Annotated in this window: 13 protein-coding genes; 2 read left to right on the top strand and 11 right to left on the bottom strand. The window is 71.0% G+C overall.

Annotated elements, in window-relative coordinates:
* Nucleotides 1–83: 83 nt before the first annotated feature.
* Nucleotides 84–3440, top strand: a complete 3357-nt coding sequence (locus WQ56_RS01490) for a GH92 family glycosyl hydrolase (RefSeq protein WP_047135268.1) — start codon at nt 84–86, stop codon at nt 3438–3440.
* Nucleotides 3441–3648: 208 nt separating this feature from the next.
* Here WQ56_RS01490 and WQ56_RS01485 read toward each other — a convergent pair whose 3' ends face one another.
* The 8 genes from WQ56_RS01485 to purB form a co-directional block, all read right to left on the bottom strand.
* Nucleotides 3649–4242, bottom strand: a complete 594-nt coding sequence (locus WQ56_RS01485) for a TIGR00730 family Rossman fold protein (RefSeq protein WP_047135267.1) — start codon at nt 4240–4242, stop codon at nt 3649–3651.
* A 132-nt stretch (nt 4243–4374) separates the two neighbouring features.
* Complete coding sequence (gene lpdA, locus WQ56_RS01480) at nt 4375–5811, bottom strand: dihydrolipoyl dehydrogenase (RefSeq protein WP_047135266.1); 1437 nt, start codon at nt 5809–5811, stop codon at nt 4375–4377.
* A gap of 132 nt (nt 5812–5943) precedes the next feature.
* On the bottom strand, nt 5944–7188 hold the full coding sequence (sucB, locus tag WQ56_RS01475; protein ID WP_047135265.1) for a dihydrolipoyllysine-residue succinyltransferase: 1245 nt from the start codon (nt 7186–7188) through the stop codon (nt 5944–5946).
* 45 nt (nt 7189–7233) lie between these two features.
* Nucleotides 7234–10074, bottom strand: coding sequence for a 2-oxoglutarate dehydrogenase E1 component (locus WQ56_RS01470; RefSeq protein WP_047135264.1), 2841 nt, complete (start codon nt 10072–10074; stop codon nt 7234–7236).
* Between the two features lie 204 nt (nt 10075–10278).
* Entirely contained in the window at nt 10279–11190 is a 912-nt protein-coding gene (locus WQ56_RS01465) for a GNAT family N-acetyltransferase (RefSeq protein WP_052772755.1), read from the bottom strand.
* Nucleotides 11187–12392 (bottom strand): cupin domain-containing protein, encoded by a 1206-nt coding sequence (locus tag WQ56_RS01460; protein WP_231583316.1) that lies wholly within the window; start codon nt 12390–12392, stop codon nt 11187–11189. The genes WQ56_RS01465 and WQ56_RS01460 overlap by 4 nt, the downstream gene beginning before the upstream one ends.
* 90 nt (nt 12393–12482) lie before the next feature.
* Nucleotides 12483–13007 carry a DUF3060 domain-containing protein gene (locus WQ56_RS01455; protein WP_047135262.1) on the bottom strand — a complete coding sequence of 175 codons (525 nt, stop codon included), beginning with the start codon at nt 13005–13007 and terminating at the stop codon, nt 12483–12485.
* An 87-nt stretch (nt 13008–13094) separates the two neighbouring features.
* Complete coding sequence (gene purB / locus WQ56_RS01450) at nt 13095–14477, bottom strand: adenylosuccinate lyase (protein ID WP_047135261.1); 1383 nt, start codon at nt 14475–14477, stop codon at nt 13095–13097.
* Between the two features lie 128 nt (nt 14478–14605).
* Here purB and WQ56_RS01445 point away from each other — a divergent pair, with 128 nt between their 5' ends.
* Nucleotides 14606–16021 (top strand): class II fumarate hydratase, encoded by a 1416-nt coding sequence (locus tag WQ56_RS01445; RefSeq protein WP_047135260.1) that lies wholly within the window; start codon nt 14606–14608, stop codon nt 16019–16021.
* Nucleotides 16022–16197: 176 nt separating this feature from the next.
* Here the strand turns inward: WQ56_RS01445 and WQ56_RS01440 are convergent, their stop codons facing one another.
* The 3 genes from WQ56_RS01440 to WQ56_RS17500 form a co-directional block, all read right to left on the bottom strand.
* Nucleotides 16198–16920: a hypothetical protein gene (locus WQ56_RS01440; RefSeq protein WP_047135259.1), complete on the bottom strand. Its 723-nt coding sequence runs from the start codon at nt 16918–16920 to the stop codon at nt 16198–16200.
* Between the two features lie 35 nt (nt 16921–16955).
* Nucleotides 16956–17807 (bottom strand): hypothetical protein, encoded by an 852-nt coding sequence (locus tag WQ56_RS01435; RefSeq protein ID WP_047135258.1) that lies wholly within the window; start codon nt 17805–17807, stop codon nt 16956–16958.
* A gap of 63 nt (nt 17808–17870) precedes the next feature.
* Nucleotides 17871–18533, bottom strand: coding sequence for a hypothetical protein (locus WQ56_RS17500; protein ID WP_052772754.1), 663 nt, complete (start codon nt 18531–18533; stop codon nt 17871–17873).
* Nucleotide 18534: the final 1 nt, after the last annotated feature.

Genomic DNA, 18534 nt, shown 5'->3' with positions numbered 1-18534 from the left:
CAGACCACGCCACGGGCCGGCCGGGCTGGGGAGACCCCCGCTGCGCGCGGCCGCGTCCATCACAACAACAGACGAGCGGTTCGATGACACATGCACATGCGACGCGGGGCCTGCGCCTGGCGGCGGCCCTCCTGCTGGCGATGCCTGGCGCAGCGGCAGCGCAGGCGGCGTTCGCCACCTCGTTCGAACGCGACCAGCCGCAGCCGCTGCCGGTCCACGGCGATACGCTGCGACTGCAGGTGGGCCCGGGTCCCGCGGACCCCTATGCCGCCAAGCCCTCGACCGGCTACACCGGCCTGCAGGCGCTGCAGTACCGGGGCATCGGCGGCCGGGTGCGGCTGTTCGACGTGGACGTGCACGTCGCGGCCGACACCACGCTGTCGTGGCTGGTGCTGCCGGAGATCGTCGGCGACGACCTCGTCGCATCCACGTACGTCTCGCTCGACGCGGTCCTCGACGACGGCACGCGGGTGTCGACCGCCGGCGCGCGCGACCAGCACGGCGTCGCGCTGGGCGCGCAGGCGCAGGGCGCATCGCAGGCCCTGTATCCGCAGCAGTGGGCGCGCAAGGCCGTGCGCCTGGGCGACGTGCCGGCGCTGCGCGGCCGGCGCATCGTGGCACTGGAACTCGACCTGCAGCCCGGCGACGGGCGCATCGCGCAGGGCTGGCTGGACGACATCGCCCTGGGCGAGACGCCGGTGGCGCACCGCGGCTCGCCCAGCGACTGGGTCGTGACCACGCGCGGCACCCACTCCAACGGCAGGTTTTCGCGCGGCAACAATTTCCCCGCGACCGCGGTGCCGCATGGCTTCAACTTCTGGACGCCCGCGACCGATGCCGGCACGCTCTCGTGGCTCTACCGCTGGCACGAGCACAACGACGCCGACAACCGGCCACGGCTGCAGGCCTTCTCGCTCAGCCACCAGCCCAGCCCGTGGATGGGCGACCGCCAGACCTTCCAGGTGATGCCGTCGATCGGGCGGGGCGTGCCGCAGGCCGACCGCGTCGCCCGCGCGCTGCCGTTCTCGCGTGCGCACGAGCTGGCGCGCCCCCACACCTACCAGGTGCGTTTCGACAACGGCATCGCGGTCGCGCTGGCGCCCACCGACCACGCGGCGCTGTTCGAGTTCGCGTTCCCCGTCGGCGCCGACGCCAACCTGCTGTTCGACAACGTCGACGATCGCGGCGGACTGACGCTCGATGCGGAGACCCAGATGCTGTCGGGCTACACCGACGTGCGCAGCGGGTTGTCGACCGGCGCGACGCGCATGTTCGTCCATGCGACCTTCGACCAGCCATGGCAGCGCAGCGGCGCGATCGAGACCGGGCGTCCCACCGGCTACGTCAAGTTCGCGCCCGGCACCCGCCGGGTGACCATGCGCATCGCGACCTCGCTGATCTCGCTCGAGCAGGCCCGGCACAACCTGGCCTTGGAGTTGGCGCCGGAGGACACCGTCGACAGCGTCGCCGCGCGCGCCCGCGCGCAATGGGACGCGTTGCTGGGCCGCATCGACGTGGACGGCGCCACCGAGGACCAGCGTGTCACGCTGTACTCCAACCTCTACCGGTTGTTCCTGTATCCCAACTCCGGCGCAGAGAACGCCGGGACCGACGCCGCGCCCGACTGGCGCTATGCCAGCCAGAACAGCGCCTCGGACGACAACGCCGACGGCAACCCCGCGCGCAGCTTCGCCCCGGTGCGCGACGGCAGGGTCCAGGTCAACAACGGCTTCTGGGACACCTTCCGCACGACGTGGCCGGCCTACGCGCTGCTGGCGCCCGAGCGCACCGGCGACTTGGTCGACGGCTTCCTCGAGCAGTACCGCGCCGGCGGCTGGGTGGCGCGCTGGTCGTCACCGGGCTACGCGGACCTGATGGTGGGCACCAGCTCGGACGTCGCGTTCACCGACGCCTGGGCGCGTGGGATCGAAGGCTTCGATGCCGGGCTCGCCTACGAGGCCGCGCTGAAGAACGCCACGGTGCTGCCGCCCAGCCGTCACGTCGGCCGCAAGGGGCTGGCGCGCGGCACGTTCCGCGGCTACGTCGACACCGAGACCGACGGCGGCATGTCGTGGACGATGGAGGGCGTGCTCAACGACTTCGGCATCGCGGACATGGCGACGCGACTGGCCGGGCGCGCGACCGACCCGCGCCTGCAACGGCGCTACGCCGAAGAAGCCGAGTACTTCCGCTACCGCGCGGCCGGCTACGCCAACGTGTTCGACCGCGGCGTGGGCTTCTTCCAGGGCCGCGGGCCGGACGGGCGCTGGCGCGTGCCGGCCGCGCAGTACGATCCGCGCGTGTGGGGCAACGACTACACCGAATCCAACGGCTGGACGTTCGCGTTCACCGCGCCGCACGACGGCAACGGCCTGGCCGCGCTGCACGGCGGACGCGAGGCGCTGGCCGCGAAGCTCGATGCGTTCTTCGCCACGCCCGAGCAGGCGAAGGTCGAACTCTCCGGGCCGCGCGGCTACCTGATCCACGAGATGACCGAGGCGCGCGACGTGCGCATGGGCATGTACGCGCACAGCAACCAGCCCGCGCACCACATCCCTTGGATGTACCTGTACGCGGGCCAGCCGTGGAAGACCCAGCGCATCGTGCGCGAGGCGCTGGCGCGGCTGTACCTGGGCAGCGAGATCGGCCAGGGCTACCCGGGCGACGAGGACAATGGCGAGATGTCGGCCTGGTACGTGCTGGCGGCCGCCGGCCTGTATCCGCTGCGCATGGGGTCGCCGGACTGGGTGATCGGCTCGCCGCTGTTCGAGCGGCTGACGCTCGCACTGCCGGGCGGCCGGACGCTCACCGTCAACGCGCCGGGCAATTCGCCGGAGAACGTCTACGTGCAGTCGTTGCGCGTCGACGGCCGGCCGTGGACCTCGACGTCGATCCCGCACAGCGTGCTGGCGGCCGGCGCGACGCTGGACTTCGTCATGGGGCCGACCCCGTCGACCTGGGGCAGCCGGCCCGAGGATGCGCCGCCGTCGCTGACGCCGGCCGGGCAGGCGCCCACGACGCTGGCCGACGCGATCGGCCCGGGCGCCCAGGTCGCGGTGTCGGGCGACGGTGTGGGCGCGCGGCTGGTCGACGACGATGCCGGCACGGCGGTCGCGTTGCGCGGGGACCCGGTCGAGATCGATATCGCGCTAGAAACGCCGGTCACGCCGACCTTCTACACGCTCACCAGCGGCGATCGTGCGATCCCGAAGGCTGGCTGGACACTGGAGGCCAGCCGTGGCGACGGCGCCTGGCAGGTCGTGGACAGGCGCGACGGGGAAGCATTCCGCTGGCCGGGCCAGACCCGGCCGTTCCGGATCGCCGCCCCCGGTGCGTTCGACCGCTACCGCCTGCGCTTCGACACGCCCGGCCGGCTGCAACTGGCCGAGATCGAACTGCTCGCGCCGCATGCGCCGGTGCCGCTGGTCGCGTCGCCGTGACACGGACAGCGCCGAGCCTACTGGGCTGTGGCGTCGACAACCGACCCTCCCTGTAGGAGCGCGCTCGCGCGCGATGGGAGGTTCGCGCCACGGCCCCATCGCGCGCGAGCGCGCTCCTACGGGATTCTCTCGCGTCGGGCGAACGCGTGGGCCCTGTGTGCAGAACGCGTCGCCACGCGACCTGACATTGCCGCGTCAGGCGATGCTTTTACTTCAAAACGCTTCGACGCTTCTCGTCGATCCACTTTTCCGCCCGCGCCGGCGTATAGCCTCGCATCCACGCGAGCATCGCGTCGATATCGTCGCCGTACCACAGGTCGGCGCGCTGGTCGGGATGCAGGAACCGCTCCTCGACCATCCGGTCGATCATGCCGATCAGCGGCGCGTAGAAACCGTCGATGTCGAGGAATGCGCACGGCTTGTTGCCGATGCCCAGCTGGCGCCAGGTCAGCATCTCGAAGATCTCCTCCATCGTGCCGAAGCCGCCGGGCAGGGCGACGAAGGCGTCCGACAGTTCGAACATGCGCATTTTGCGCGCGTGCATCGAGTCGACGATCTCAAGCGTCGTCAGGCCGCGGTGCGCGACCTCCCAGTCGGCGAGCTGCTGGGGGATGACGCCGGTGACCTCGCCGCCGCCTTCGAGCACCGCATTGGCGACGGTGCCCATCAGGCCGACGTTGCCGCCGCCGTAGACCAGGCGCAGCCCGTCGCGGGCGATGCGATCGCCCAGCGCCATCGCGCGTTCGGCATAGACGGGTTTGCTGCCGGCATTGGAGCCGCAATAGACACAGAGGCTTTTCATCGGGATCCGGGATTCGGAGTGGGGAATTCGCAAAAGAAGACGCCGGGCTTTCGGCCCGGCGCCAGAGTCGGATCGGGATGGAAAGCGGCTTCTGCGAATCCCGATTCCCGAATCCCAATCCCGAGGCGAACGTCAGTTCGCCTTGTGGATCGCGCGCTTGTCGACGGCCATCGCGGCGTCGTGGACGACTTCCGACAGCGAGGGGTGCGCGTGGCAGATCCGGGCCAGGTCGTCGGCCGAGCCCTTGAACTCCATCGTCAGCACGCCCTCGTGCACGAGCTCGGAGACATTGGCGCCGACCAGGTGCATGCCCAGCACGCGATCGGTCTCGGCGTGCGCGAGCACCTTCACGAAGCCCGCGGGCTCGACCATCGCGACCGCGCGGCCGTTGGCGGCGAACGGGAAGCTGCCCGCCTTGTACGGAATGCCCTCGGCCTTGAGCTGCTGCTCGGTCTTGCCGACCCAGGCCAGCTCGGGCTCGGTGTAGATCACCCAGGGGATCGTGTCGAAGTTGACGTGGCCGGGCAGGCCGGCGATCAGCTCAGCGACGGCGATGCCTTCCTCGAAGCCCTTGTGCGCCAGCATCGGGCCGCGCACGCAGTCGCCGATCGCCCAGACGCCGTCGACGCCGGTGTGGCAGTGGTCGTCGACCTCGATCTGGCCGCGCTCGGTCAGCTTCACGCCGGTACCTTCGGCCAGCAGCCCCTTGCTGGCGGCCCTGCGGCCCACGGCGACCAGCAGCTTGTCGACGGTGATCGACTGCTCGCCGTCCTTGTCGGCGTAGCTGACGACGACTTCCTTCTTCTTGCCCTTGCCGGTGACTTCGGTCTTGGAGACCTTCGCGCCGAGCTTGATGTCCAGGCCCTGCTTCTTGAATTCCTTCAGCGCGGCCTTGCCGACTTCGGCATCGGCCGCGGCGAGGAAGTCGGGCAGGGCCTCGAGGATCGTGACTTCGCTCCCCAGCCGCTTCCACACGCTGCCCAGCTCCAGGCCGATCACGCCCGCGCCGATCACGGCGAGACGCTTGGGCACCTCGGTGAAGTCCAGGCCGCCGACGTTGTCGACGATGGTCTCGCCGTCGAACTTCGCGAACGGCAGTTCGATCGAATCCGAGCCGGCGGCGATGATGACGTTGGTGCCGGTCAGTTCAATCTCCGACCCGTCGTGCTGCTTCACCTTCACCACGCGATCGGGGTGCAGCGTGGCGAAGCCGTAGTACGGCGCGACCTTGTTCGCCTTGAACAGCATCGCGATGCCGCCGGTGAACTGCTTGACGATCTTGTCCTTGCGGCCAACCATCGCCTCGACGTCGATCTTCGCGTCCTTGAAGCTGATGCCGTGGTCGCCGAAGATGTGGCCCATGTTCCAGAACTGGCGCGAGGAATCGAGCAGCGCCTTCGACGGGATGCAGCCCACGCGCAGGCAGGTGCCGCCGAGCGCGGGCTTGCCGTCCTTGCCCAGCGCGGCGTCGATGCACGCGACCTTCATGCCCAACTGCGCGGCGCGGATCGCGGCGTGGTAGCCCGCGGGGCCGGCGCCGATGACGACGACATCGAATTTTTCGGTCATTTCATTCCCTCACAACGGGATTGGGGATGCGGGATTCGGGACCGGGAGGAGCGGGAGCCGGCGTCGCCGGCTTTCAACGGCCGGAGGCCGGTCATCCCGAATCCCGAATCCCGTTTCCCGTGCTGCTCGGGCTTACAGCCCGAGCAGCATGCGATGCGGATTTTCCAGCTGGTTCTTGATGTCGACCAGGAACAGCACCGCGTCCTTGCCGTCGATGATGCGGTGGTCGTAGGAGATCGCGATGTACATCATCGGGGCGGCGACGACCTGGCCGTTCTCGACGATCGCGCGTTCCTTGATCGCGTGCATGCCCAGGATCGCCGACTGCGGCGGGTTGACGATCGGCGTGGACATCAGCGAGCCGAAGGTGCCGCCGTTGGTGATCGTGAACGTGCCGCCCTGCAGGTCGTCCAGCCCCAGCTTGCCGTCGCGCGCCTTCTTTGCGTAGTCGGCGATGCCCTGCTCGATCTCGGCAAAGCCCATGCGCTCGACGTTGCGCAGCACCGGCGTGACCAGGCCCTTGTCGGTCGAGACCGCGATCGAGATGTCGGCGTAGCCGTGGTAGATGATGTCGTCGCCGTCGACCGAGGCGTTGATGACCGGGTAGCGCTGCAGCGCATTGGCCACGGCCTTGGCGAAGAAGCTCATGAAGCCGAGCTTGATGCCGTGTTCCTTCTGGAACTGCTCGCCCAGCTCCTTGCGCAGCGCCATCACCTTGCCCAGGTTGACCTCGTTGAACGAGGTCAGCATCGCGATCGATTCCTTGGACTGCATCAGGCGCTCGGCGATGCGCTTGCGGATGCGGGTCATCGGCACGCGCTCTTCGGGACGGGCGCCGCCCGACACGCCCGGGGTCTTGCCCGCGGCGTAGTTGAGCAGGTCTTCCTTGGTGACCGCGCCGCGGCGGCCGGTGCCCTCGACCTGCGACGGGTCGATGCCCTTGCTCTCGGCGGTGAAGCGCGCGCCCGGGGGCAGGTCGCCGGTCTTGCCGCCCGACACCGACTGCGGCTTGGTCGAGGACGGCGCCTTGTCGTCGGCCTGCTTGGCCTGCGACTTGGACTGCACTTCCTCGGCGCCGGCGGCCGGCGCTTCCTTGTCCTGGTTGCCCGATTCGGCGGCCGGCGGCGCGGCCGCGGCGGCGCCTTCCTCGATGATCGCGATGACCTGCTGGCTGTTGACCGTCGCGCCTTCCTCGAACTTGATCTCCTTGATCACGCCGTCGACCGTCGAGGGCACTTCGAGCACGACCTTGTCGGTCTCCAGATCGACGATGTTCTCGTCGCGGCTGACCGCGTCGCCGGCCTTCTTGTGCCAGGTGGCGATGGTGGCGTCGGAAACGGATTCGGGCAGGACCGGGACTTTGATTTCAGTGGCCATGTTGGCTTCCTGGGAAAAGCGTGGAATGTGGGGGTGCGATCGGGATTACTCGGACAGGACCTTGCCGCCGAGCGCATTGACCAGCGCGTCGGCGATGAGCTGCTGCTGCTCGGCGACGTGGTCGTTGAAATGACCGACCGCCGGCGACGGCGAGCGGGCGCGGCCGGCGTAGTGCAGAGCCTGGCCGTCGCCGGTGCAGAACTCGAGGTGGTGCTTGATCTGGTACCAGGCGCCCTGGTTCTGCGGCTCTTCCTGGCACCAGACGACCGCCTTGGCGTTGCCGAAGCGGGCCAGCTCGGCGCTCAGCTGCGCGCGCGGGAACGGGTAGAGCTGTTCGACGCGGAGCAGGGCGACGTTGTCCAGCGACTGCTTGCGCGCCTCCTCGAGCAGGTCGTAGTAGACCTTGCCCGAGCACACCACGACGCGCTCGACCCGCTTGGGATCGGCCTCGCGGTCGGGGATCAGGTGCTGGAACTCGCCGTTGGCCAGTTCGTCGAGCGTCGAGACCGCGAGCTTGTGGCGCAGCAGCGACTTCGGCGTCATGACCACCAGGGGCTTGCGCGTGGTCATGCACAGCTGGCGGCGGATCATGTGGAACGCCTGCGCCGGCGTGGTCGGCACGCAGACCATCATGTTCTCGAGCGCGCACAGCTGCAGGAAGCGCTCCAGGCGGGCCGAGCTGTGCTCGGGGCCCTGGCCTTCGTAGCCGTGCGGCAGGAACAGCGCCAGGCCGCACAGGCGCTGCCACTTGGCCTCGCCCGAGGACAGGAACTGGTCGATGACGACCTGGGCGCCGTTGGCGAAGTCGCCGAACTGGCCTTCCCAGATGCACAGCGTGCCCGGCTCGGACGACGCGTAGCCGTACTCGAACGCCATCACCGCCTCCTCGCTGAGCAGCGAGTCGATGATCGTCGCGTCCTCGGGGTTCTTCACCAGCTGGCGCAGCGGGATGTAGTCGTCGCCTTCCTGCTGGTCGTGCAGCACCGCGTGGCGGTGGAAGAACGTGCCGCGGCCGCTGTCCTGGCCGACCAGTCGCAGCCGGTTGCCGGCATCGAGCAGGGTCGCGTAGGCGAGGTTCTCGGCAAAGCCCCAGTCGCCGGGGATTTCGCCGGCGGCCATCTTCCGGCGGTCCTCGTAGATCTTGGCCACGCGCGGGTGCAGGTGCACCGAATCGGGCAGGGTGGTGATCGTCTGCGCCAGCGACTTGAGCTTGTCGACCGACACCGTGGTGTCGGGCGTGTCGCTCAGCCGGCCGGCGAGGTAGGGATCCCAGTCGATCGTCAGCTCGTAGTCGTTCGGCTTGGTCTCGGCCAGCTCGACGGTGACCTCGCCCGCGTCGAGCTTGTCGCGATAGCGATCGACGATGGCCTTGGCGTCGGCCTCGGCGAGTACGCCCTCGGCCGCCAGCTGCGCGGCGTAGAGCTCGCGCGGCGTCTTGTGCTTGCGGATCACCTGGTACATCAGCGGCTGCGTCGCCGCCGGCTCGTCGGCCTCGTTGTGGCCGTGGCGGCGGTAGCAGACCAGGTCGATGACCACGTCCTTGCCGAAGGTCTGGCGGAAGTCGTAGGCCAGCTCGGCGCAGAACACCACGGCCTCCGGATCGTCGGCATTCACGTGCAGCACCGGGGCGCCGACCATCTTCGCCACATCGGTGCAGTACAGCGTGGAGCGCGCGTCCTGGCGGTCGCTGGTGGTGAAGCCAACCTGGTTGTTGATGACCACATGCACGGTGCCGCCGACCGCGAAGCCGCGGGCCTGCGACATCTGGAACAGCTCCATGTTCACGCCCTGGCCAGCGAATGCCGCGTCGCCGTGCAGCAGCACCGGCAACACGACCTTGCGCTCGGTGTCGCGGCGGCGGTGCTGGCGCGACCGGACGCTGCCGGCGACCACCGGGTTGACGATCTCGAGGTGCGAGGGGTTGAACGCGAGTGCCAGGTGCACGGCGCCGCCGGGCGTGGCCAGGTCGGCCGAGAAGCCCATGTGGTACTTCACGTCGCCGGTGTGCGCGCGGTCGTCGTCGTGGTGCTCGAACTTGCCCTCGAACTCGTCGAACAGCCGGCGCGGGTTCTTGCCGAGCGTGTTGACCAGCACGTTGAGGCGGCCGCGGTGGGCCATGCCGATGACGATGTCCTTGACGCCGTCCTTGCCGGCGCGCTGGATGACGTTGTCGAGCAGCGGGATCAGCGCGTCGCCGCCTTCGAGCGAGAAGCGCTTCTGGCCGACGTACTTGGTGTGCAGGTAGCGCTCCAGGCCCTCGGCCGCGGTCAGCCGCTCGAGAATGCGCTTCTTCTCCTCGGCGCTGCGCGCGAACCGGCCGCCTGCGTTCTCGAGCCGGGTGTAGAGCCAGTTGCGCTGCTCGAAGTCCGGGATGTGCATGAACTCGGCGCCGATCGGACCGGCATAGGTCGCCTTGAGCAGCGCCAGCAGGTCGCGCAGCTTCATGCGCGGCTGGCCGCCGACGCCGCCGGTGCTGAATTCGTCGTCGAGGTCGGCTTCGGTGAGCTGATGGAACGGCAGGCCCAGGTCCGGCGGATTGACCGGCGGGGTCATGTCCAGCGGGTCGAGCCTGGCGCCCAGGTGGCCGCGCGAGCGGTAGGCGGTGATCAGGCGGCCGACGTGGCGCTCGCGCTCGTCACCGGCGCCCGAGGCCTGGGCCTGGACCACGCCGCGTGCGGCCTGGCGGCCGGCGTCGGCGACGGCGGACAGCACCGCCGAGTGCGGCACGTCGCCGGCCTCGCGGCCCTTGAACGTATCGAACCACCGTTTCCAGTCCGCCCCGACGCTGTCGGGATCCACGAGGTACTGCTCGTACAGGTCTTCGATATAGGCGGCATTGGCGCCGAACTGCGACGACTGCGCAAACTGCTTCAGGAGACTGTCCACGTCTGGCGATTCGGACTCTTTGGGGAAGGGGGATGCGGCGTGCCGGATGACCGGAAAAAGCCGGAATCTGGCGGCCAAGGAGGTTCCACAGTATACGCGCGTCCTCCTGCGCGATGCACCCCGCGCGGCCGTCCGCGGGCCGGCGACACATCGCCGCGGCGTCCGCGCGCGGCGCATGCGGACACCGCGCGCCGCGTATCCCGGTCAGATGCCGAGCGCGCGCAACTCGGTCGCCGGACGTGAACGCTCCCACACCGGGTCGAACGCCTGCACCAGCCGGCGGGCCCGCGCGGGCAACGTGGTCGCCGCCTCGCCCTGCACCCGGTGCGCGAGCGGGCGGACGTGGAAGCCGCCGGCGTCGTTGACCAGCAGCGCGCCGGCGAAGCCGCGGTCGGGCGCGGTGTCGACCTCGCGGATCGCGAACACGCTGGGCAGGCGCTGTGCCAGCGCGACGACCGGGGCGAATCCGGTCCGCAGCGCGGCCGCGTCCTGCAGCAGGATGCGCACGGTGCCGCCACGGCCGGCGGTCGCGAACCGCTGCAGGGCGCGCAGCACGTCGGGGTGGTCGTAGAGGCCGGGATCGAGGTCGCGGCTGCGCAGGCACACGCCGCGGCGCGCGGCCAGGATCACCGCGACGCTGGCGCCGACCGCGGTCTCGAGGTCGTCCACCGGGAACGCGGCGCCCTCGTGCCGGTGCATGGCGCGGTGCTCGATGCCGGCCTCGAACACCGCCGGTCCGTGGGCGACGAATCCGTGGCGCGCGTACAGGTCCATCGCGCGCAACTGGGCGTGCAGGTGGGTTCGGGCGAGGCCGTCGGCGTGCGCGAGCTCGAGCAGCGCCCGCAGCAGCGCATCGCCGATGCCGCGGCCGCGCCGATCGGCGCGCACCGCCAGCCGGCCGATCCTGCCGTCCGGCGCGAGCCGTCCGGTCCCCACGGCCGCGCCGTCGGCGTCGACCGCCAGCACGTGCCGGCAGTCGGCGTCGAGCGCATCGCGCTCCAGCGCCGCCGGCACGCCCTGTTCGGCGACGAAGACCTGCGCGCGCAGGACGTGCGCGGCGGCCCGGTCGGCGTCGGTCCCGATCGGGAAGACCCGGAACGACGCCTGCGCGCTCATGCGTCCTCGGGCCGCGCCAGCGTGTAGTGGCCCTGTTCGAGCAGCGCGTGGACCGCCGCGCGGCCTGCCGCCGACAGTGCCGCGTGGTCGGGTGCGTCCAGGCGGGTGGCGGCCGCCAGGCGCCGCGCGTCGCGGATCGGCAGCGCGAACTCGCTGCCCGACACGAACAGGCGCGCGCCGCGGGCGGCGCGCCGCCAGGCGGCGCGCGAGAACGGATTGCGCAGCAGCACGGCCCGGCCACCGGCGAGCAGCGCGTCGACCTCCTCCGGCGGCGGCGGTGCCTCGCCGGCGACCACCTGGTGCGCGTTGCGGTAGCCGGTCATGAACCTTCCGAACCAATCGCCCAGGCGGTCGGGATCGTTCATGCGGATCGCGTTGAGGGCCTCGACCACACGCGCCATCGTCGCCGCGTCGATCTCGTTCGGGTCCTTGGGCAGCGCCAGCGTTTCGTCGTGGTAGCGCACCGACTCGTCGGCCTCGGCGGCCAGCGTGTCGATGTAGTCGCCCATCAGCTCGGCGGCCGACGGTGCGCGCATGCCCACCGACAGCGTCAGGCACGCATCCTCGGCCACGCCGTGGTGCGGGACCATCGGCGGCAGGTAGAGCATGTCGCCGGGCCCGAGCACCCAGTCGTGGGTCGGCGCGAACGCGCGCAGCAGCTTGAGCTCGACGTCGTCGCGGAAGTCCTGCGGCGGCAGCCCGCGCCCGAGCGCGTGCGAGGCGTCGATCATCCAATGGCGATGGCCCAGGCCCTGCAGCAGGAACACGTCGTAGTGATCGACGTGCGCGCCGACCGAGCCGCCGGTCGCGGCGAAGCTGACCATGATGTCGTCGATGCGCCAGCGCGGCAGGAACGCGAAGTGCGGCAGCAGCGCGGCCACGTCGGCATCCCACTTGTCGACGTCCTGGACCAGCAGCGTCCAGTCGCGGTCGCCCAGGCCCGGGAACACGTCCTCCTCGAACGGGCCGGTCTCGACCTGCCAGCCGTCGGTGGCGCGGTCGTGGCGGATCAGCCGCGACAGCGCCAGTTCCTCGCAGGCCAGGCCGGCGAGGTCCTCGGGCTGCAGCGGGGACTCGAATCCCGGGAACGCGTTGCGGATCAGCAACGGGCGCTTGTGCCAGTAGTCGCGCAGGAAGCGGGCAGGGGGCATGCCGAGCGGGCCGTGGCGGCCGGCATCGATCTCGAAGGGGAGGGCTGTCATGCGCGCAAGCGTACGTGATCGCCCCGGCGGGCGCATTGCGTTCGCGCATGGACGCGGCGCCGCCGTTCGGCCAGGCGGCCGGTCGCGTGGCTACAGCACGCGGTTGTCGCGGCCGTCGTCGTGCACGTCGGGCGCGTTGCTCGGATCGACCGTATTGCCGGCGCCCTCGAACTCGACCGACGTCACGTTGCGGGCGAGTACCGTGTTGCGGTCGCCACCGATCCGTACCTCGCCGGCCTCGGTCAGGTTGAGCGTGTTGTCGCTGCCGGTCACTTCGACATCGCCGACGCGGCGGTTGAGCACCGTGACGTGATCGCCCGCGACCCGGAGCGACGTCGCATGGTCGACGTTGATCGCGCCGCGGGACGCGGTCACCAAGACCGCGCCGCAGGCCCCGTCGAGCACGATCCGGAACGCGTCGCGGGTCACGTGCACGTCCCGGCCGGCGCACGGTGCACCGCTGGCCGGATCGCGCAGCGTGCCCGGTGTGGCCGGAGACGTCGCGTTGTCGGCCGCGATCGGGGCGTCGTCGGCCGGCCCGCCGCACGCGGCCAGGGCGGCGACGAGGAGGCCGGCGGTGAGCGGTGCGGGCGATCGGAGCGCGGGGCGGCGCATGGGCGGGAGCCGGTGGGGAGCGCGGTGATCGTCAGCCTGCGGCGCCGCGCGTGCACGCGGCGTCGCGCCGGGGCGTGCCGCGGCGGATCAGATCGCGCGGGCGAGCTGTTCGGCCAGGCCGGTATAGCCGCCCGGCGTCAGCGCGCGCAGCCGCGCCTTGTCGGCGTCGGGCAGGTCGAGGCCGTCGACGAAGGCGCGCATCGAGTCCGCGGTGATGCCCTGGCCACGGGTCAGCGCCTTGAGCTGCTCGTAGGGATTGGGCAGGCCGTGGCGGCGCATGACGGTCTGCACCGCCTCGGCCAGCACTTCCCACGCCGCATCCAGGTCCTGGGCCAAGCGCTCGGGATTGGCGCTGAGCTTGTCCAGTCCGCGCAGCAGCGCATCGAGAGCGATCTGGGTATGGCCGAACGCGGTGCCCAGCGCGCGCAGCACGGTGGAGTCGGTGAGGTCGCGCTGCCAGCGGCTGATCGGCAGCTTCGCGGCGAAGTGCTCGAACAGCGCATTGGCGATGCCGAAGTTGCCTTCGGCGTTCTCGAAGTCGATCGGGTTGACCTTGTGCGGCATCGTCGAGCTGCCGATCTCGCCTTCCTTGAGCGCCTGCTTGAAGTAGCCCAGCGAGATGTAGCCCCACACGTCGCGGCACAGGTCGATGCCGACCGTGCCCATGCGGCGCGCGGCATCGGCGATCTCGGCCACGCAGTCGTGCGGCTCGATCTGGGTGGTGTAGGGGTTGAACTCGATGCCCAGCGACTCGACGAAGCGGCGCGAGAACGCCGGCCAGTCGATGTCCGGGTAGGCGGCGACGTGCGCGTTGTAGTTGCCGACCGCACCGTTGATCTTGCCGGTCAGCGGCACCGCCGCGAGCTGCTCGCCCTGGCGCTGCAGCCGCGCGACGACGTTCGCCAGCTCCTTGCCGACGGTGGTCGGCGACGCGGTCTGGCCGTGGGTGCGCGAGAGCAGCGGCAGCGCCGCGTGCGCATGCGCCATATCGCGCAGCGTCGCGATCAGCCGGTCGAGCGTGGGCAACAGCACCTGCTGGCGCGCCTGGCTGAGCATCAGTGCGTAGGACAGGTTGTTGATGTCCTCGCTGGTGCAGGCGAAATGCACGAACTCCAGCGCCGGCGCCAGCGCGGCGTCGTCCTTGAGCCGCTCCTTGATGAAGTACTCGACCGCCTTGACGTCGTGGTTGGTCGTGCGCTCGATCTCCTTCACGCGCGCGGCATCGGCCACCGAGAAGCCCTCGGCCAGCGCCTGCAGCGTCGCGCGCGCCGCCGCGTCGAACGCCGGCAGCTCCGCGATGCCCGGCTCGTCGCCCAACGCGATCAGCCACTCGATCTCCACGCGTACGCGCGCCCGGATCAGGCCGTACTCGGAGAAGATCGGCCGCAGCGCGTCGACCTTGCCGGCATAGCGGCCGTCGAGCGGGGACAGGGCGAGCAGGGCGGCGTCGGCGGTGCGGGAGTCGGTCATGGGCGGAAGGCGCGGCGGGCGAAGCCGTCATTTTAGCCTGCATGGCGGTCGCGTATCCTCCGGGGGCACCGTCCCATCCGCCAGCGAGCACGCCAGCCGGACCCTTTCCCTCCAAGGAGCCGAATCGAATGAGCACGTCAGCGAACGCCCCGGCGTTCCGGATCGAACACGACAGCATGGGCGACCTGCAGGTCCCCGCCGGCGCCCTGTGGGGCGCCCAGACCCAGCGCGCGGTGCAGAACTTCCCGGTCTCCGGCCGGCCGATGCCGCGCGGCTTCATCCGCGCGCTGGGCCTGATCAAGGCCGCTGCCGCCGACGTCAACACCGGCCTTGACCTGTTGCCGGGCCGGCTCGGCAAGGCGATCCGCACCGCCGCGCTCGAGGTCGCCGACGGTGCGCACGATGCGCACTTCCCGATTGACGTCTACCAGACCGGTTCGGGCACCTCGTCGAACATGAACGCCAACGAGGTGATCGCGACGCTGGCTTCGCGGGCCGGCCGCCCGGTGCACCCCAACGACCACGTCAACCTGGGCCAGAGCTCCAACGATGTCGTGCCGACCGCGATCCGTGTCTCGGCGCAGCTGGCGGTGGTCGAGGACCTGCAGCCCGCGCTCAAGCACCTGCGCCGCACGATCGAGCGCCGTGCCAAGTCGCTGCAGAAGGTCGTCAAGACCGGACGCACGCACCTGATGGACGCGATGCCGCTGACGTTCGGCCAGGAGTTCGGCGCGTGGGCCTCGCAGCTGGCCTCGGCCCAGGCGCGCCTGGACGATACCCTCAAGCGGTTGCGCCGGCTGCCGATCGGCGGCACCGCGATCGGCACCGGCATCAACGCGCATCCGCAGTTCGGCCGGAAAGTCGCGCGCGCGCTGTCGACGCTGACCCGCACGACGTTCGAATCGGCCGACGACAAGTTCGAGGGCATCGCCGCGCAGGACGACGCGGTCGAGCTGTCGGGCCAGCTCAACGCGCTCGCGGTCGCGCTGATCAAGATCGCCAACGACCTGCGCTGGATGAACTCCGGCCCGCTCGGCGGCCTGGGCGAGATCGAATTGCCGGCGCTGCAGCCGGGCAGTTCGATCATGCCCGGCAAGGTGAACCCGGTGATCCCCGAGGCGACGGTCATGGCTGCCGCCCAAGTCATCGGCCACCACACCGCGATCACCGTCGCCGGGCAGACCGGCAACTTCCAGCTCAACGTCGCGCTGCCGCTGATCGCGGCCAACCTGCTCGAGTCGATCCAGCTGCTGGCCGGCGTGTCGCGGCTGCTGGCCGACAACGCGATCTCCGGCCTCAAGGTCCGTCGCGACAACGTCGACGCCGCGCTGGCGCGCAACCCGATCCTGGTCACCGCGCTCAACCCGATCATCGGCTACGAGAAGGCCGCCGCGATCGCCAAGCGCGCCTACAGCGAGGAACGTCCGGTGCTCGACGTCGCACTGGAGGACAGCGGGCTGTCGGCCGCCGACCTGCGCGCGCTGCTCGATCCGGCCGCGCTGACCCGCGGCGGCATCCACGAAGGGGCGGGCGGCGGCGGCTGAGCCCCGTATGCGGCCGGCCCATGGCCGGGCCGGTCGATCCGGACCCCTGTAGGAGCGCGCTCGCGCGCGATGGGGCTGTTCCGGGAAAGCCCATCGCGCGCGAGCGCGCTCCTACAAGCTAATGTTTCACCTGATCCGCGCCCGTCGGCATCCGTCTGCCGCCGGCATTGCGTCGCTCAGTGCGCCGAAGCTTCGGCCGCGGCATCGGCTTCCGCGGCAGGATCGTCGCGGTCCGCGACATCCTTGCGGCAGTCGTCGATGTCGGACGCATCCATCGTCGCGTAGGGCTGGAACGCGGGCAGGGCGGCGGCCAATGCCTGTTGGGAAGCGAGCAGCGGCGGCAGGCGATCGCAGAGCTTCAGCGCCTCGGCCTTGATCTTCTCCCCCTCGGCTTGCATGCGCTGCTCGAATTCCTCGCCCTTGCCCGACAGCGCGCTGGCGATCGCGCCCTTGGCGGCCTCGGCGCCGAGCTGCGCGCCCTGGACGCCGATCGCGATGCCGGCATCGGCGATCGCCATGATGTGGGTGCGGTGCGCGAGCAGCAGGTCGCGCTGCGCCGCGTCGATGGCCGTCGGCTCGCCGTCGATCAGCAGGTCGCCGGCCGGGCTGATCTCGGCCTTGGGCAGGTGCGCGGTCCGCCCGTCCTTGCCGCCGAGCGCGACGCCGTTGATGTCGACGCCGCCGCTGCCCGTGCCGCCGACGCCGATGTTGCCCTCGGCCAGTTCGGTGCGCGCCGCCGCCAGCGCGCGGCGCGTGGTGCGGGCGATGAAGCCGTCGTCGTCGGCCGTGGTCCCGGCGTCGCCGGAGGCCGGTGCCGGATCGCGGGCGCAGCCTGAGAGCGCGCCGGCGCAGGCGACCAGCAGCGCCAGCGACAACGCGAGGGGATGGGGGGTCGTCATGGTCCGGCTCCTGGATCGGGACAGGGGAATGAGCGTCAGCGCCCGCGGGGCACGTCGACGCTACCGCGCACATCGCGTGCGACGACGTCGCCGCTGCCGATCGACGACACGGCGAGATCGCCGGCGATACCGCGCGCGTCCAGGTCGCCCGAGCCGATCGCGCCGACCCGCACGCTGCCCGAGGCGTCGCGGATCTCCACGTCTCCCGAGCCGATGCTGCCGATGCGGATGTCGCCACCGACACGATGCAGGCCGAGGTCGCCCGAGCCCACGCTACCGACCTCGACCGCGCCTCGGATCCCGCGCGCGACGACGTCGCCCGAGCCGACCGACAGCAGCTTCAGTTCGCCGGCGTCCTCGATCGCGATGTCGCCCGATCCGGTCTTGACGGTCGCGCGGCCCGCGATGCGCCGCAGTTCGACATCGCCCGACCCGACGTCCGCGCTGGCCGCCGCGACGCCGGTCACCCAGGCATCGCCCGAGCCGGCGACGACCTGCACCAGCACATCGGCCGGTACCTGGCCCGACAGGTCCAGGTAGGCATAGCGGTCGCCGAGCCAGGCGCCCGTGTTCCCGGCGCGCCCGTACGTCACCGTCAGCACGTCGCCGCTGCGGCTGGCGCGGGGCTCGAGCGCGGCCAGCGCCGATTCGCTCGAAGCGCAGGCGCGGCCGCGCAGCGTCGAGTCGGGACGCGCGGCGCCGTCGACGCGAAGCTTGCCGTTGCCGGTCTCGAAGCGGAGCGTGCGGACGCCGGCGAAGTCCAGCGCCAGCGTGCGCGGCTGGCTGTGTCGGCATTGCGGGGTGTCGTCCGCCCACGCGGCGGACGGCAGCGCGAGCAGGGCGGCAAGGCAGGCGGGAACCAGCGTGCGGCAGGCGGCGAACGTCATCTGGGGTCTCCTGGAGGGTGCCCGGCGGCATCGCGCCGGGACGTGCGGGCGAACGGGCGGGCGTCAGCGCGTCGCGAGCTGGCTGCGGACCTCGTCGCGGCAGGTTTCCGCGTCGTGGGCCTCCATGCGCGCGTACGGGCGGAACGCCGGCAGCCCGGATGCGAGCTGCTGCTGGGCGGCGTGCAGCGCCGGCATGCGCGCGCAGATCCGCAGCGCGCCGGGCTCGACGCTTTGGCGCACCGTCCGCTCGATGCGTCGCTCCAGGCTGCCGGTCAGCGCGCTGAAGACCAGGCCGAAGGTCCCCCGGTCCACCGCGTCCACCGCCGCCAGCGCGGTGACCTCGCCGATGTCGATGCCGGCGCGTGCGATGTCGATGACCAGCCCGCGGTAGGCGAGCAACTGGTGCCGCTGACCGTCGTCGATGGCGACGGCACGGCCGTCGATGAGGAAGTCGCCGCGCGGGGTGATCTCGGCCTTCGGCAGCGTGGCGTCGGCATCGCGTCCGCGCCGGCGGTCGCGGCCGAACTGCACGGCGTCGCCGACGTCGAGGTTGCCGGTCTCGAGCTCGGCGCGGGCCTCGGCGAGCTCGGTGCGGATCTCGCGTCGCGCGTCGTCGAGGTCGCGGCGGACCTCGTCGCGGACACCGTCCCGCGGCGGGGCGGACCACGCCGCCGGGGCCAGGCCCAGGGCGACGGCGGCGACAGCGGAAAGGACGGCGGTTCTCATG

Source organism: Luteimonas sp. FCS-9 (genome assembly GCF_001014645.1).
GTDB lineage: Bacteria > Pseudomonadota > Gammaproteobacteria > Xanthomonadales > Xanthomonadaceae > Luteimonas.
This window is presented reverse-complemented; position numbering and strand designations above follow the sequence as displayed.